At 72.9% G+C, this 14,352-nt stretch carries 14 protein-coding genes; 3 read left to right on the top strand and 11 right to left on the bottom strand.

Annotation, left to right across the window (positions count from 1 at the left end; translation table 11 throughout):
• Positions 1–157 precede the first annotated feature (157 nt).
• The 3 genes from ABZT87_RS30990 to ABZT87_RS30980 all read left to right on the top strand — a co-directional run bounded on the left by ABZT87_RS30990 (position 158) and on the right by ABZT87_RS30980 (position 1,963).
• Positions 158–1,135 (top strand): hypothetical protein, encoded by a 978-nt coding sequence (locus ABZT87_RS30990; protein WP_355139976.1) that lies wholly within the window; start codon positions 158–160, stop codon positions 1,133–1,135.
• 334 nt (positions 1,136–1,469) lie between these two features.
• The gene (locus tag ABZT87_RS30985; RefSeq protein ID WP_355139974.1) at positions 1,470–1,652 is read left to right on the top strand and encodes a hypothetical protein; all 183 of its coding nucleotides are present in this window, start codon (positions 1,470–1,472) and stop codon (positions 1,650–1,652) included.
• Complete coding sequence (locus tag ABZT87_RS30980; protein WP_355139972.1) at positions 1,649–1,963, top strand: hypothetical protein; 315 nt, start codon at positions 1,649–1,651, stop codon at positions 1,961–1,963. Before ABZT87_RS30985 ends, ABZT87_RS30980 begins: the two co-directional genes overlap by 4 nt.
• 96 nt (positions 1,964–2,059) lie before the next feature.
• Here ABZT87_RS30980 and ABZT87_RS30975 read toward each other — a convergent pair whose 3' ends face one another.
• The 11 genes from ABZT87_RS30975 to ABZT87_RS30925 form a co-directional block, all read right to left on the bottom strand.
• Entirely contained in the window at positions 2,060–2,524 is a 465-nt protein-coding gene (locus ABZT87_RS30975) for a MaoC family dehydratase (protein WP_355139970.1), read from the bottom strand.
• A gap of 16 nt (positions 2,525–2,540) precedes the next feature.
• Positions 2,541–3,689 carry an acyl-CoA dehydrogenase family protein gene (locus ABZT87_RS30970; RefSeq protein ID WP_355139968.1) on the bottom strand — a complete coding sequence of 383 codons (1,149 nt, stop codon included), beginning with the start codon at positions 3,687–3,689 and terminating at the stop codon, positions 2,541–2,543.
• A gap of 60 nt (positions 3,690–3,749) precedes the next feature.
• On the bottom strand, positions 3,750–6,506 hold the full coding sequence (locus ABZT87_RS30965; RefSeq protein ID WP_355139966.1) for an AAA family ATPase: 2,757 nt from the start codon (positions 6,504–6,506) through the stop codon (positions 3,750–3,752).
• Positions 6,507–6,589: 83 nt separating this feature from the next.
• The gene (locus ABZT87_RS30960) at positions 6,590–7,201 is read right to left on the bottom strand and encodes a TetR/AcrR family transcriptional regulator (RefSeq protein WP_355139964.1); all 612 of its coding nucleotides are present in this window, start codon (positions 7,199–7,201) and stop codon (positions 6,590–6,592) included.
• 94 nt (positions 7,202–7,295) lie between these two features.
• Complete coding sequence (locus ABZT87_RS30955; protein WP_355139962.1) at positions 7,296–8,063, bottom strand: SDR family oxidoreductase; 768 nt, start codon at positions 8,061–8,063, stop codon at positions 7,296–7,298.
• Between the two features lie 133 nt (positions 8,064–8,196).
• Positions 8,197–9,483 (bottom strand): ABC transporter substrate-binding protein, encoded by a 1,287-nt coding sequence (locus ABZT87_RS30950; protein WP_355139960.1) that lies wholly within the window; start codon positions 9,481–9,483, stop codon positions 8,197–8,199.
• An 84-nt stretch (positions 9,484–9,567) separates the two neighbouring features.
• A complete protein-coding gene (locus tag ABZT87_RS30945) occupies positions 9,568–10,683 on the bottom strand; it encodes a branched-chain amino acid ABC transporter permease (RefSeq protein ID WP_354861831.1) in 1,116 nt (371 codons plus the stop codon).
• The gene (locus ABZT87_RS30940) at positions 10,680–11,558 is read right to left on the bottom strand and encodes a branched-chain amino acid ABC transporter permease (protein WP_355066448.1); all 879 of its coding nucleotides are present in this window, start codon (positions 11,556–11,558) and stop codon (positions 10,680–10,682) included. The genes ABZT87_RS30945 and ABZT87_RS30940 overlap by 4 nt, the downstream gene beginning before the upstream one ends.
• A 28-nt stretch (positions 11,559–11,586) precedes the next feature.
• On the bottom strand, positions 11,587–12,309 hold the full coding sequence (locus tag ABZT87_RS30935; RefSeq protein ID WP_354861834.1) for an ABC transporter ATP-binding protein: 723 nt from the start codon (positions 12,307–12,309) through the stop codon (positions 11,587–11,589).
• A gap of 58 nt (positions 12,310–12,367) precedes the next feature.
• Entirely contained in the window at positions 12,368–13,150 is a 783-nt protein-coding gene (locus ABZT87_RS30930) for an ATP-binding cassette domain-containing protein (protein WP_355139958.1), read from the bottom strand.
• 131 nt (positions 13,151–13,281) lie between these two features.
• Positions 13,282–14,178 carry an alpha/beta hydrolase gene (locus tag ABZT87_RS30925; protein ID WP_354861838.1) on the bottom strand — a complete coding sequence of 299 codons (897 nt, stop codon included), beginning with the start codon at positions 14,176–14,178 and terminating at the stop codon, positions 13,282–13,284.
• Positions 14,179–14,352 lie beyond the last annotated feature (174 nt).

Genomic DNA, 14,352 nt, shown 5'->3' with positions numbered 1-14,352 from the left:
TGAACGCCTTCGCCATCACCTTCAGCGACCGCTTCCCACCTGCTGAAACCTACTAACCAAGATCGCCGAAAACACCCTTAGCGAGACAGCCCCGAACCGCGGCTCGAGTGGTGGTGTGCTGGCGGGTCAGGCGGTGGTTCATGAGGGTTATACGAGTGTGTTCACGGTGAACGCGGCGGACGGGCATTTGCAGGAGTCGTTCCTGGCGCGGCTTGGTGGTGAGTGGGTGACGCAGGATCTGTCGGTGGCGGCGGGTACGCCGTCGGTAGCGGGTCAGCCGATCGCGGTGGTGCATGACGGGTACACGAGTGTGTTCACGGTCAATGCCTCGAACGGGCATTTGCAGGAGACGTTCCTGGCTCGTGTCGGTGGTGCGTGGGTGACGCAGGATTTGGGTGCGGTCGCGGTGGGACAGACGCCGTCGGTCAGTGTCCACGACGGCTTCGTCAGCGTGTTCACGGTCACCTCGGCCGGGCAGATCCAGGAGACGTACCTGTCCCGTCTGGGCGCGGCGTGGGTGACCCAGCCGTTGCCGGGTGGGGTGGTAGCGCCGTACACGTCGGTGGTGACGCACGACGGTTATGTCAGCGTGTTCGCGGTGACGACCGGCGGCCGGGTCCAGGAGACCTTCCTGGCCAGTATCGGCGTTGCCTGGGTGTCGCAGGACCTCGGCGCGGCGGCGGTCGCGCAGGCACCGTCGGTGGTGACGCATGACGGCTATGTCAGCGTGTTCACCGTCACCGCGGCTGGGCAGCTGCAGGAGACCTACCTTGCTCGGATTGGCGCCCCATGGGTGACCCAGTCGCTGCCGGGCAGCGCGGTGAAGCCGGCAACGTCAGCGGTCGTGCATGACGGTTACGTCAGCGTGTTCGCCGCCACGACCGGTGGCCGGCTGCAGGAGACCTTCCTATCTGGTCTCGGCACCGCGTGGGTGGCACAGGACCTGACCGCCAACCCGGGCACTCCGCTGATGGCGGGTCGGCCGGTCACGGTGACACATGACGGCTACACCAGCGTCTTCACCATCAACGCCACGGGCGGTCATGTCCAGGAGACCTACCTGCCTCGTATCGGCGCGGCCTGGACCACCCAGGACCTGACCACCACTGCCGGGACCCCGGCAGCCAAACCGTAACGACTGATCGAAAAGCGTCCGGGCTGCCGCGCTCCACCGGCAGCCCGGACGACCTCCCGCCCCGCCCGGCGGTGTCCACCGACCCGGCATCCCGGATGGCCGGACGCCTCTCAGCCTGCTTCGGCAGCTTCCGCTCGGAGGAGGGCACGATGGTTTCGGCTTACGGCATGGCGTGGCGATCGCGGCGTGTTTCCGCGGTGGATCATCCCGTAAGTTAGCATCTCGACCCGATCGGTCATGTAAGGAGCTTGTACCGTTCGAAAACCCCGGCCGCGGGTTATGACGCGCGGTTTTGTCCGGGGCCGTCGCCGGTTGTCGTGGTCATGCTGAGACCATGATCCTGTCGTTCGGGTATCTGATCCTGCGCCAGTTGCTGCAGCGGCTCATCGTGGAATTCGATGAGGGCGAGACACTTGACGTGTGGGATCCCGAGGATCTCACCGTCAACGAGCGCGCGCTCCGCTACAAAATCCCCTACCAGCCCCGGCCGCTGCCGGCTCTAGCATCAGCGGCGTGAAGGACCTGGACCTCGACGACTTCGCTGCCATCGTGCACGCCCGCGCCAACCAATGGAACAACGCAGGCGTGCAATGGGAACTGCATCGCGGACCCACCCGCGACAAGTCAGCGGCCTGGATCGTCTGCACCACCACCGACCGCGAGGCACAACTGACCATCTGGACCAGCGGCGAAGCCGAACTCGACCTCGCCCACATCTCCACAGGCGCCGTCCTCAGCACCCACTACGAACTGTCCACCATCGCCGACCTCACCGCCTGCCTCGACGACCTCACCTACCGTTTGACGTCGACACCCTCCGGGACTTGACCAAACCCACAGGGACACCCCCCGGCCGCAGCCTGCCGACCTGTTCGCCCGGTTCATCTCGTGGACTCGCTGACAGCTATGCCGTCCGACGACCGCTCAGCGACCCGCCTCGCCATAGAGGCGGCTCACCGTCTCGGCGACGCACACTGGCTTGCCCCCGGCGTCACTCTCCACGGTCACCGCCGTGACCATCTGCACCCCACCACTGACCGGTGACACCTCCGCGATGACGGCGGTGGCCCGCACGGCGGCGCCGACCCGCAGCGGCGCGGGGAAGCGCACCCGGTTCAGCCCGTAGTTGACTCCCATCGCGACCCCCTGGACGCGGTACAGCTGACCGGCCAACGCCGGCAACAGCGACAGGGTCAGGTAGCCGTGCGCGATCGTGGCACCGAACGGCCCGGCCGCCGCGCGTACCGGGTCGATGTGGATCCACTGGTGGTCGTCGGTGGCGTCGGCGAAGAGGTCCACGCGGTCCTGCTCGATCCGCTGCCAGGGGCCGGGCCCGAGGGTTTCGCCGACCGCGGTGGTCAGCTCGTCGACGGAGGTGAAGACTCGCATCCGGGTGTCCTTAGAGCTAGAAGGCGTTGACGCCGGTGAGCGCGCGTCCGATCAGGAGCTGTTGGATCTGGCTGGTCCCCTCGTAGAGGGTGGCGACCCGCGCGTCGCGCAGGTACTTGCCGACCGGGTATTCGTCGATGTAGCCGTACCCGCCGAAGACCTGGACCGCGTTGTTGGCCGCGCGGACGGCGGCCTCGCTGGCGAAGAGCTTCGCCATCGACGCCTCGGTGGCGAACGGCTGGTCGCGGTCGATCAGGTCGGCGACCTGCCAGACCAGCAGGCGGGCGGCCGCCGTGTCGACGGCGATGGCCGCGAGCAGCTGCTGGACGAGCTGGTGCCCGGCGATCGGCTTGCCGAACTGGGTCCGCTGCCCGGCGTAGCCGACCGCCGCGTCGAGGCAACCCTGGGCGATGCCGACGCAGCCGGCCGCCACCGACATCCGCCCCTTGGCGAGGGTGGCCAGGGCCAGCCGGAAGCCGGCGCCCTCGGCCCCGAGGCGGGCGGTGTCGGGCACCCGCACGTCGTCGAGACGCAGCTCACCGGTGGCCTGCCCGCGCAGGCCGAGCTTGCCGTGGATCTCGCGCCGGGTCAGGCCCGGACTGTCGGTGGGCACCAGGAACGCGGTGATGCCCCGGTGGCCGGGACCGCCGGTGCGGGCGAAGATCAGTGCAACGTCGGCGGTCGTGCCGTTGGTGATGAACGTCTTCGTGCCGGTGAGCAGCCAGTCGTCGCCGTCGCGGACCGCGCGGGTGCGCAGCGCGGCCGCGTCCGATCCGCTGTCCGGCTCGGTCAGCCCGAAACAGCCGAGCGCGGCGCCGGAGCAGAGCCGGGGCAGCCACTCGGCCCGCTGCGCGGCCGACCCGTGGGCGGCGATCGACTTGGCGACCAGGCCGAGCGAGACGGACACGATGCCACGCACGGCCGAGTCGCCCCGGCCAAGCTCCTCCAGGACCAGGCAGTACGCGAGGTGGTCGCCGCCGGAGCCGCCGTCGGACTCGGCGATGGTCAGCCCGAGGAAGCCGAGGTCGCCGAGCTTGCCGACGATGGCCGGGTCGACCGATTCGCGCCGATCCCACGTGGCGGCGTGCGGCGTCAACTCCCGGTCGGCAAACTCGGCGGCGAGCTGACGGACCGCCGTCTGCTCGGCGGACAGGGTGAGCTCCATGACGGATAAACTAGCGGTGATAGTTTACGTCGTCCAGACCGGACCGTGCCCGGGCGGCGCTCACCGGTCGGAGGCCAGTCCGGCGTGCGGCTCGGCGGCGAAGGTCCGGGCCAACTCGGTACGGGAGCGGATGCCCAGCCGGTGGAAGACGTTGCGCAGGTGGTGGTCGACCGTGCGGGTGGACAGGAACATCCGGGCGGCGATCTCCCGGTTGGTGGCGCCCTCGGCGACCAGTTGCGCGATCCGCAGTTGCTGACCGGTCAGCAACCGCGCCGCCGGCAGGTCCGGCGGACCGACCGACTCCCCGGCGGCGCGCAGCTCGGCCGTGGCCTGCTCGGCCCAGCGATCCGCGCCGAGCAACGTGAACGTCTCCCGGGCCTGGTGCAGGTGCCCCCGGGCGTCCCGCGGACGCCGGCTGCGCCGCAGGTCCTGACCGAAGAGCAGCTCCGTGCGCGCCCGTTCGAAGGCGCCATCCTCCGTCGGGTGCAGTCGCAGCGCGGTCCGGAACTCCTGCTCCGCCTCGACGCCGCCCCGGGGCGCGAGCAGCGCGTGACACCGGGCCGAGAGCGCCCGGCGCAGCGGGCTCGCGGTGCTGCTCGCCCACCTGTCGAAGGCCGCGAGCGCGGCCGTCGCCGCCGGCCGGTGCGGCAGGTGGGCCGCCGCCTCCACCAGGTACGGGGTGGCCATCACCTGGACCAGCACCTGACCCCGGCCGGTGCCGAGCCGGGCCAGCGACGCCAGTCGGGCCGCCGCCTCGGCGTGCCGACCGTCGACGAGGTCGAGCACGGCCAGCGCCCACCCGGCGAGCGCGTGTGGTCGGCTGCCCGGCGTCGGCGTCGGGCCGATCTCGCGGATCCGCCGCAGGCTGGTCTCCCGGTCGGCCCGGACGGCGGCCAGCACGGCGAGCAGGCCCAGGTGGACGTTGGCGCAGTTGAACTGCCCGGTGGCGCGGGCGACCCGCAGCCCGTCGCGGGAGGTCTCCGCCGCGGCCTCGTGCCGCCCCAGCCAGTACTCGGCTACCGCGCGCAGCTCCAACGCCCGGGACAGCATGGACAGCTCGCCCCGTTCCCGCGCCAACCCGACGGCGCGCTCGGCGAGCCGGTGCGCGGCGCCGTCCACGGCCACCACCAGCCCGGCCGCCGCCGCGCAGGTGAGCGCGGTCGGGGTCAGCGCCGGCCCGGCCAACCGGCCGCCCAGCACGACGGCTCGGCGCAGCGCGGGCCCGGCCCGCTCGTGGTCACCCCGCAGCGTGGCGGCCACCCCGGTGACGAGGCATCCCGCCAGCTCCACGGCCGGCGGGTCGTTCGGGTGCCGCAGGGCCGCGGCCCGCCGGCCCACCTCCGCGTACCGGTACTGGTCGCCGGCGAAGCACACGGCCTCGCCGGCCCGCGCCAGCGCCTCCATGGCCACGGCGCGGTCGGTCCCGGCCACCGTACGCGCGGCGGACAGCAGCGTGGCCGCCGCGCCGGCGGCGTCGTCGCAGCGCAGTTGCAGCTCGCCGCGCAGCAGCCCGGCGTGCCCGGTGACGGTCGGGTCCGCGCAGGTCGCGCGGAGGCGGTCGAGCAGGAGCCGGGCCTGGCCGGGTTGCCCGGCGGTCCAGGCGTACCGGGCGGCGGCGAGCAGGCGCGCGGCGACGTCGCTCGGGCGGTCGCTGAGCGCGGCGGCCCGGCACAGCGCGGCCGACGCCACGGCCCAGCCGTCGCGCCCACCGGCCGCCGCCCGCTCCAACTCGGCGGCGAGGGCCGGATCGGCGCCCGCCGTCGCGGCGGCGAGGTGCATCGCCCGCAGCAGCCGTTGCCCGTCCGGATCGAGAACCTCCGCGAGCAGCCGGTGCGCCGCCCGCCGCTGGGCCAGCGGCGCACCGGCCGCGACCATCGTGCGGGCCAGCGGCTGCGCGAACGTGACGCCCCCGGGCTCGACCCGAACCAGGCCGGCGGCCTCGGCCGGGGCGAGCGCCTCGACGGCCAGGCCGGCGGCGTCGGCCGCGCGAACGAAGGTCGCCGGTTCGTCCGACTCGTCGAGCGCGGCGAGCAGCAGCATCCGGCGGGTGTCCGGCGGCAGCCGGTCGAGGCGGGCCCGGTAGGCGCGGGCAAGTGCGCCATCGGCCGGCGGCGCGGCCGGCAGGGGCTCCTCCCCGCGCCACTGCCCGGGGCTCAGCACCTCGGTGAGGTCCACGAGAGCCTGCGGGTTGCCGCCACCGACGGCGGCGAGCGTGGCCGCGACCGGCGCGGCGGGCCGCTCGGGTAGCCGGTCGGTGAGGACGGCGATGCTGTCCCGCTCGCCCAGCGGCGGCAGCCGGTGCGCCGCGATGCCGTCGACGGTGGTGCCGACGTCCGCGGTGAGCAGGACGGCGGCCGGCAGGTGCCGTAGCCGGCGGGCGACGAAGGCCAGCACCTGCGCGGTCTGCGGGTCGCCCCGGTCGACGTCGTCCATGGTGGCGAGCAGCGGGCGCTCCCGGGCGGCCGCGGCGAGCAGACCGAGGACGGCCACTGACAGGGCCAGCCGGCGCTCGGGCCGGCAGCCCTCGCCGTCCAACGCCCGGCGCAGCAGGTGCCGTCGCGGCTCGGGCAGGGCGGCGGCCCGGTCGAGCACCGGATCGAGCAATCGTTGCAGGCCGGCGTACGGCAGCGTCGCCTCCTCGGGCAGCCCGGCCCCGGCGAGGACGGTGCAGTCCTTCGCGTACCGGTGGGCGTAGGAGAGCAGCGCCGTCCGGCCCGAGCCCGGCTCGCCGTGCAGGAGCAGAGCCCCGCCGCCGTCGGGCACGCCGTCGAGCAGAGTCCGGATGGCTCGGCACTGGTCGTCCCGGCCGCGCAACACGGTTATTTGCACTGAGTATGCAGTAACCATGCGTCCCAGTGTCACCCATCGGTCACCGGATGGAAAGAGGGGACGAGCCGGGATCAGCCGGTCGTGACCTCGGCGAGCAGCGCGCCGACCGTCCGGGACATCACCGCGCGGGCCTGGTCCACGCCCAGCCCGAGGCCGTAGCGCAGCATCGACCAGGCCGGCCACATGCTCGCCGCCACCAACGCGTTGAGCAGCTGCTCGCGCCCCCGCCCGGCGTTCGTCAGCTCGGCGGCGAAGAGGTGCTCGACCTCGTCGCGCACCCGGTCGATGTGCTTGAGGCGGTTGCGGTGCAGTTGGTCGGAGACCGGCTCGCGCATCTGCGCGGCCCGCGCCGACGGCGCGATGAGCTGGAGCAGCCGTGCCCGCTGCCGGCAGTACGCGTCGACCCGCTTGGCCAGCGGCAACGCGGGCGAGATCGGCCGGTAGGCGGCATCCTGCTGGCGCAGCACCTCGGCGCCGCTCGCCTCGAAGAGCGTCTCCATGTCCTTGAAGTTGGTCCAGAGTGTCCGCAGTGAGATGCCGGCCCGTTCGGCGATGCGTTCCCCGGTCGGCCGCAGGTCGCCCTCGGCGATGAGTGCCAGGTGCGCCTCGACGATGGCTGCCCGGGTGCGCTCGGCCCGGGCCGTCCGCCCGTCCACCCGCCCCGGGGCCTCGACCCTGTTCATCCGCCCCCGCCCCTTCACCGCCACGACGTCGCCCGGCTCCCCGCCGAGTCTAGACAGGCGATGATCAGGCACCGCCGAGCGCGCACGACAGGTGTCATCCGGGCCGGCCGGCCAGCGTGACGCCACCGTCGCAGACGATGGTCTGTCCGGTGATCCAGGCGGCGGCGGGGCCGGCCAGGAAGGCGACCGCGCCCGCCACGTCCGGCGCGACACCGAGCCGACCGAGGGGGTACCGCGCCGCGACCTCGTCCTCGCGCCCCTCGTAGAGCGCCGCGGCGAAGCGGGTCTTGACCACCCCGGGGGCGACGGCGTTGACCCGGATCGTCGGCCCCAGCTCGACGGCGAGACTGGCGGTGAGGTGGTTGAGCGCGGCCTTGCTCACGCCGTAGAAGGCGATGCCCGGCGACGGCGCGAGGCCGGCGATCGAGGAGACGTTGACCACGCAGCCGCCCCGCTCGGTCATGCCGGCGGCGCACACCTCCTGTACCCAGCCCAGCGCGGCGACGAGGTTGACGTCGAGGATCTTGCGGGCGGCGGCCAGGTCCAGCTCGACCAGCGGGCCGTGCACGGGGTTGATGCCGGTGTTGTTGACCAGCAGGTCCACCGGCCCGAACGCCGCGCCGACCTGCCGCACCGCCTCGGCCCGGTGCGCCGGGTCGTCGGCCCGGCCGGGCACGGCCACGGCGTACGCGGGGCCGCCGAGGGCGGCGACTGCGTCGGCGAGCGCCTCGGGACGGCGGGCGGTCAGACCCACCCGGGCACCCTCGGCGACGAGTCGTCGGGCGATGGCCAGGCCGATCCCGCGACTGGCGCCGGTGACGATGGCGACCCGACCCGCGAGTCGACCTGAAATTGCATCCACAGTGCAGATAGTAGGAGGACTGATCGGTGTCGGTCAACGGCCGGCACCCGTCGGCACCGCGCACGGAATCCGGGCACGCTCGTACGACCCGGAGGCGGTGACCCCCGGGTCGTACGAGGCGATGGCGGGCTCGTCAGGAGACGGTCGGCACCCCGTTCGCCGGTGGCGCGACCGGCGGGGCGCTGTACTCGGTGACCGGCCCGTCCCCGTCGTCGGTCTCGTACGTCGGCCCGAAGTAGCTCTGCACTCCCCCGCTCACCCGGCTCAACCGCTGCCCGCCGTAGCCGGAGTGGTCGTCGGCGGAGAAGCGCAGCGGCGCGAGCCCGGGGCCCTGGAAGCCGCCCTTCTGGACCGCGTCGAGCACCTTCTCGCGGGTGACGTCCTTGCCGGCGGCGAGGAGCACCTGCACGAAGAGGTAGCCGACCGACATGCCGTAGACGGTGTTGCCGTCGAAGGGCGCGTCACCGTTGTGCGTCTTGTTGATCTTCGTGAAGAGCTGGATCCACGGGTTCGCGGTGTCGTTCTGCATCGGCAGGTAGTTGGTGCCGACCATGCCCTCCAGCAGCGGGGCGGCGGCGCCGAGCTGCTTGGCCAGGGTCGGGTGGTCGGCGCCGACGTTGGAGACCAGCCACTGCGGCTTGAAGCCCAGCCGTGCGGCGGTGCCGATGGACAGCGCGGTGAAGCCGGGCACGGTCGCCAGCATGACGACCTGACAGCCGGCCGCCTTGAACGCGCCGATCTGCGGCGCGACGTTGGTGTTGCTGGTGACGTACGTCTGCTTGACGGCCACCGCCCCGGCGCCGAGCACCTTCTCCACGCCGGCCAGGCTGTCGCGGCCGAAGTCGTCGTCCTGACCGAGGAAGCAGACCTTCTGGCCGGCCAGGTTCGCCTTCGTGTAGTTGGCGAGGATCTTGCCCTCGATCGTGTAGTCCGGGTTGAAGCCGAACGTGCCGGGATACTTGTCGGGCTGGTCCCAGCTGCGGCTGCCGGAGGCGACGAAGAGATCGGGCACCCGGTTGGTCCTGAGGAAGTCGAGCACACCTGTGTGCGTCGGCGTGCCCAGGCCGTTGAGGATGGCGAAGACCTTGTCCTGCAGGACGAGCTGGCGTACCACCTGCTGGGTGTTCGCCGGGTTGTAGCCGTCGTCCATGATCTTGTAGGTGATCTTCCGGCCGTGCACGCCGCCGTTGGCGTTGACGTAGTCGAAGTACGCCTTCGTCGCCGGGGCGATCTTGGAGTAGCCGGCCGAGGCCGGTCCGGTGAGCGGCATGTGGGTGCCGACGACGATCTCGGTGTCGGTTACCCCCGGCACCGACCCCCCGCCGGAGGTGGGGCCGTCGTCGCCGCCACAGCCCGCGGCGGTGACGAGCAGGGCGATGGTGCTGGCGATCGCGAGACCGCGTCGTGCCGTACGGTGCATGGGAAACACCGACCTTTCTCGGTCCGGTTCTTCTGGGAACGGTGTGGTGGTGAGGCGCCCGGCCGAGGCCGGGCCGGGGACAGCTCAGGAACGCCGCGCCGGCCAGCGGGCCCGCAGCCCTCGGCCGAGACGGGACAGCAGACCCTGCACACCGCCGGGCGCGGCGATCATCACGACGATCAGCGTGCCGCCGAAGATCGCCAGCGGGAGGTTGCCCTCCAGCCGCTGCGCCACCGCCGGCGAGAGGGTGAGCAGCTCGGTCACGGAATGGGTGAGATCGGGCAGGGCGACCAGCAGCACGGCCCCCCACAGCGCGCCGGCGAGGCGACCGAGGCCACCGATCACCACCGCCATCAGCAGGAAGAGTGACAGGGTCAACGAGAACGCCCCGGGCGAGACGCTCTGCGCGAGCATCGCGAGCAGCCCGCCGCCGAGCCCGGCGGTGGCGGCGCTGACCACGAAGGCGAGAACCTGCGTGCGGGCCACGTGGATGCCCGCGAGCCGGGCCGCCACCTCGTCGTCGCGGACCGCCCGGAAGGTCCGCCCGTACCGGCTGCGGATGAGGTTCGCCACCAGCAGCAGGGCCAGCAGGGTGGCAGCGCCCGAGAGCCAGAGCTGCCACCGCTCGTACGGGAAGTACGCGCCGAGCGCCATCGGCGGCGGCTCCACCGGCACCGACAGCCCCTGCTCGCCGTTGAACACGCCGTCGAAGGTGACGGCCAACGCCGGCACCACGACGGCCACGGCGAGCGTCACCCCGGCGAGGTAGGGCCCGCGCAGCCGGGCCGCCGCCACACCGACCACCGCGCCGACCGCGACCGTGCCCAGCACCGCCGCGACCAGCGACAGCGGCAACAGCCAGCCGCCGGTCAACCCCCGGTCGGCGAACGCGTTCTGGCACAGGGCCACGGTGTACGCGCCGGTCGCCATCAACGCCCCGTGCCCCAGCGACAGCTGACCGTTGAGCCCGGTGAGGACGGTCAACCCGGCGGTGGCGCAGAGATACGCCGCCACCGTGGCGAGCTGGAAGTTGCGGAACGGCTCGACGGCGTAGCTGACCGCCACCAGCACCAGCCCCACGGCGAGCAGCACGGCGAGGTGCCGCAGCAGCGTGGAGCCGCGTCGCCCGCGGTCGACCGGACGGTCGCCGGTCTGGGCCGGCCGCTGCCTCGGCGGCAGGGCCGCCCGGGTGGCGCTCACACCCGCCTCGCCGCGACCGGGGCGAACAACCCGCCGGGCCGGACCAGCAGCACCGCCAGCAGCAGAACGAGCACCGCCAGCGGGGTGAGGTCGCTGCCGGCGTACCCGCTGACGTAGGAGAGCAGCAGACCCACCACCAGGCCACCGACCACCGCCCCCGGTGGACTGTCCAGCCCGCCGACCACCGCCGCGGTGAACGCCGAGACGAACACCAGGTCCATGGCGTGCGGGTGCAGGCCCAACTCGGTCGGGATGACAAGCATCGCGGCGAGCGCGCCCACGCCGGAGGCGAGCGCCCAGCCGAGCGTCAACATCCCGCCGACGTTGACCCCGAGCAGGCGGGAGACCTCCGGCGCGAAGGCCGCCGCGCGCATCCGCAACCCGACGGCGGTACGCGCGAACATCCAGGCCAACGCGCTGACCACCACCCCGATCGTGGCGAAGACGAACAGGTCGTACGGCGACAGCACGGCCACCCCGCCGACGGTGAGGGCGGACCGGCTGAACGGGACGTCGGCGGGGCGGAACTCGTTGCCGTACACCATGCCCAGCACGGCCTGGAGCACCAGCACCAGCCCGAGCGCGACGATGACCGGGTTGAGCGGCGACGCGTGGTCGACGTGCCGCATCACGACCCGGTCCACCAGCGCGCCGAGCAGCAGGCCGGCGACGATCGCGACCAGGAAGCCGAGCCAGTAGGAGCCGGTCGCGGCGGACACGGAGTACGCGACGTACGCGGCGGCGACGGCCATCGCCCCCTGGGCGAAGTTGACGACCCGCGCCGCCCGCCAGATGAGCACCAGCGCCAGCGCGAACGCGGCGTACACCGCGCCCCGCGACAGACCGTCGACGGTGAGGAAGACGAAGCGGTCCAACAGTCCTCCCTCCAGGGGACGAGGTGGGTCAGAAACCGAGGTACGCGTGGCGCAGGTCGTCGTCGTCGCGCAGCGTGGCCGCCGGGGCGGCGATCACCACCTGGCCCAGTGACATCACGACGCCCTGGTCGGCCACGGCGAGCGCGCTGCGCACGTTCTGCTCGACGAGCAGCACGGTCAGGCCCGTGCGGTCGCGCAGCTGGCGCAGCAGCGCCATGGTCCGGGCGACCACCCGGGGCGCCAGGCCGAGCGACGGCTCGTCGAGCAGCAGCAGGCGCGGCCGGCCGACCAGTGCCCGGCCCAGCGCGAGCATCTGCCGCTCACCACCGGAGAGCTGGTGGCCGAGGTGCCGGCGACGCCGGGCGAGCGGCTCGAAGAGCTGGTAGACCTCGTCGAGGGCGCGGCCGGCGTCCGCCCGGTCACGCCGCCACAGCCCGCCGAGCCGCAGGTTCTCGTCGACCGTCAACTCGCTGATCACGCCCCGCCCCTCCGGCACGTGCGCCATGCCGCGCCGGACGAGCTGCTCCACCGGCGTACCCCGCAGGTCCTCACCCGCGAGGACGACCTGGCCGGCGGCCGGACGGATCATGCCGGAGAGCGCCCGCAACAGCGTCGTCTTGCCGGCGCCGTTGGCGCCCACGACGGCGGCGATCGTGCCGGCCGGCACGGTGAGGTCGACCGCCCGCAACACCGGCGCGGCACCGTAACCGGCCACCAGCCCCCGCACCACGAGCAGATCGGCCGCGCTCACGCTGGGCCTTCCTTCGTTCGCGACCGCCCGGCTCGCGAATCCCGCTCGCTCCCCGCGCTCACGAGGTCTCCTCGACGAGGGTGCCGAGGTAGGCGTCGGCGACCGTCGTGTCGTCGCGGATCTCGTCCGGCGTGCCGGCGGCGATCACCCGGCCGAAGTCGAGCACCACGAGCTCGTCGCAGACGGCCATCACCAGGTCCATGTGGTGCTCGACGAGCAGCACCGCGCACGGGTCGGCGTCGCGCCGCGGGAGCTGCCGCACCAGCTCGGCGAGCTCGGCGATGTCGTCGGCGCCGAGGCCGCCGGCGGGTTCGTCGAGCAGCAGCAGCCGGGGCCGCGCGGCGAGCGCGCGGGCCAGGGCGACCCGCTGGCGTACGGCGAAGGGCAGCGTGCCCGGCGCGGCGTCGGCGTGCCGGGCGATCCCCAGGTCGTCGAGGACGTCCAGGGCGTGCTCGCGCAGCCGGCGCTCGTCGCGGTCGCTGCGGGGCAGCCCGAGCAGCGCCGACCCGAAGCCGGCGCGGGCGGTGTGCGACGCGCCGGTCATCACGTTCTCCAGGACGCTGAGACCGGCGAAGAGCCCGGTCCCCTGCAGGGTCCGGGCGATGCCGAGTCTGGTCAGCCGGTGCGGCCGTGGTCGCAGCGGACGACCGTCGAGAGTGAGCGAACCCGCCTGGGGCGTCACGAAGCCGCAGATCACGTTGAACAACGTGGTCTTGCCGGCGCCGTTGGGCCCGATCACGCCCACCACCCGGTTGGGTGGCACTCGCAGCGAGACGTCGTCGAGGGCCGTGAGGCCGCCGAAACGGACGCCGATGCCGTGCAGTTCGAGCCCGCGTTCCATCACCCATCCCTCTGCCGTGGCGGGTGTTATTTACACTCGCAGTGTACGTTTCTCGGTTACGGCGTCAAGACCTTCGATGTGCTGACGCGACCGGGGCGGCCGCCAACGGCGACCACCCCGGCCCGACCCGCTCAGTAACTGGGGCAGGTGTTGCGGTACTCCTCGATCGCCGACCCGCTCGGGCCCGGGCAGAGGAACTGCTCGTAGCGGGTGTCGTCGTCGACGAACCGCTTCAACCAGGCCACCATCTGGCGGGCCGTCGGCGTGTTGACCGTCTGCGGGAAGAAGTGGCTCGCGCCGTTCAACTCCAGGTACGCCTTCTCGGCCGAGGCCGGGATGCTGGTGTAGAACGGCACCGAGTGCGACGCGACCGGAGCGACCGTGTCGCTCTCGCCGCCGATGATCAGCGTGGGCACCCGCAGCTCGGACCAGCTCTTGTCCGTGTTCCAGGGCGCGAGGGGCACCGCGGCCTGCAACGACGGCCGCGCCGAGGCGGCCTCCAGGCTGCCGCCGCCGCCCATCGAGTGGCCGGCGACCGCGAGGCGGCTGCTGTCGATGCGGCTGCGCACCGAGCTGCGTTCGGTGAGGTAGTCGAGCGCGGCGAGCAGCTGCCGGCCACGGCTGTCCGGCTGGTCGAACCGGCTGTTGGTCTCGATCCCGATCACCACGAAGCCGTGCGAGGCGATCCGCGGCCCGAGCCAGCTGATGCTGGACCACGCGGCCGTGTAGCCGGGCGAGATGGCGACGGCGCCGAACGTGCCCTCGCTGGTGCTGGTCGGGTAGTAGATGACCCCGCCGCCGAAGCCGGTGACGCTCAACGAGGACACGCTCTGCGAGGCGGTGGCGAAGGGGCCGCGGCTGGCCTCCAGGATCGCGGTGGTCGGGGCGGGGCCCCGCTCGTACGGGCTGGCCGCCTGGGCGGGGGCGGGTCCGGCGAGGACACCGGCGGCGAGCAGGGTGGCGGCCAGCGCGAGCCGGACGGCGCGAGCGGGCGCGGAACGGGGACGGGTGGTGGTTGGTGACGACACGTCGGGCACTCCCTAGAGTCGAGCGATATCGACGTTCGTCAGTCTTCGCCGCTCCGCTCGGCCCCCGCATCGGTGAAATCACCAGTCCCGCCCGCAGATCGGATCTTCTGCGCGTTTCGACCCTCCGACCAGGGGTAGGGGTGCAGGGGCCTGCCCAAACGCTCCATGGAGAGG

Source organism: Micromonospora sp. NPDC005237, from assembly GCF_040607775.1.
Classification (GTDB): domain Bacteria; phylum Actinomycetota; class Actinomycetes; order Mycobacteriales; family Micromonosporaceae; genus Micromonospora.
The sequence above is the reverse complement of the archived record's forward strand: the minus strand, read 5'-3'. Positions and strand labels throughout refer to the sequence as shown.

Coding starts and splice junctions, on each gene's coding strand:
- ABZT87_RS30950 (WP_355139960.1), bottom strand. CDS start 9,483: ATGCACCGTACGGCACGACGCGGTCTCGCGATCGCCAGCACCATCGCC.
- ABZT87_RS30960 (WP_355139964.1), bottom strand. CDS start 7,201: ATGAACAGGGTCGAGGCCCCGGGGCGGGTGGACGGGCGGACGGCCCGG.
- ABZT87_RS30985 (WP_355139974.1), top strand. CDS start 1,470: ATGATCCTGTCGTTCGGGTATCTGATCCTGCGCCAGTTGCTGCAGCGG.
- ABZT87_RS30930 (WP_355139958.1), bottom strand. CDS start 13,150: ATGGAACGCGGGCTCGAACTGCACGGCATCGGCGTCCGTTTCGGCGGC.
- ABZT87_RS30975 (WP_355139970.1), bottom strand. CDS start 2,524: ATGCGAGTCTTCACCTCCGTCGACGAGCTGACCACCGCGGTCGGCGAA.
- ABZT87_RS30970 (WP_355139968.1), bottom strand. CDS start 3,689: ATGGAGCTCACCCTGTCCGCCGAGCAGACGGCGGTCCGTCAGCTCGCC.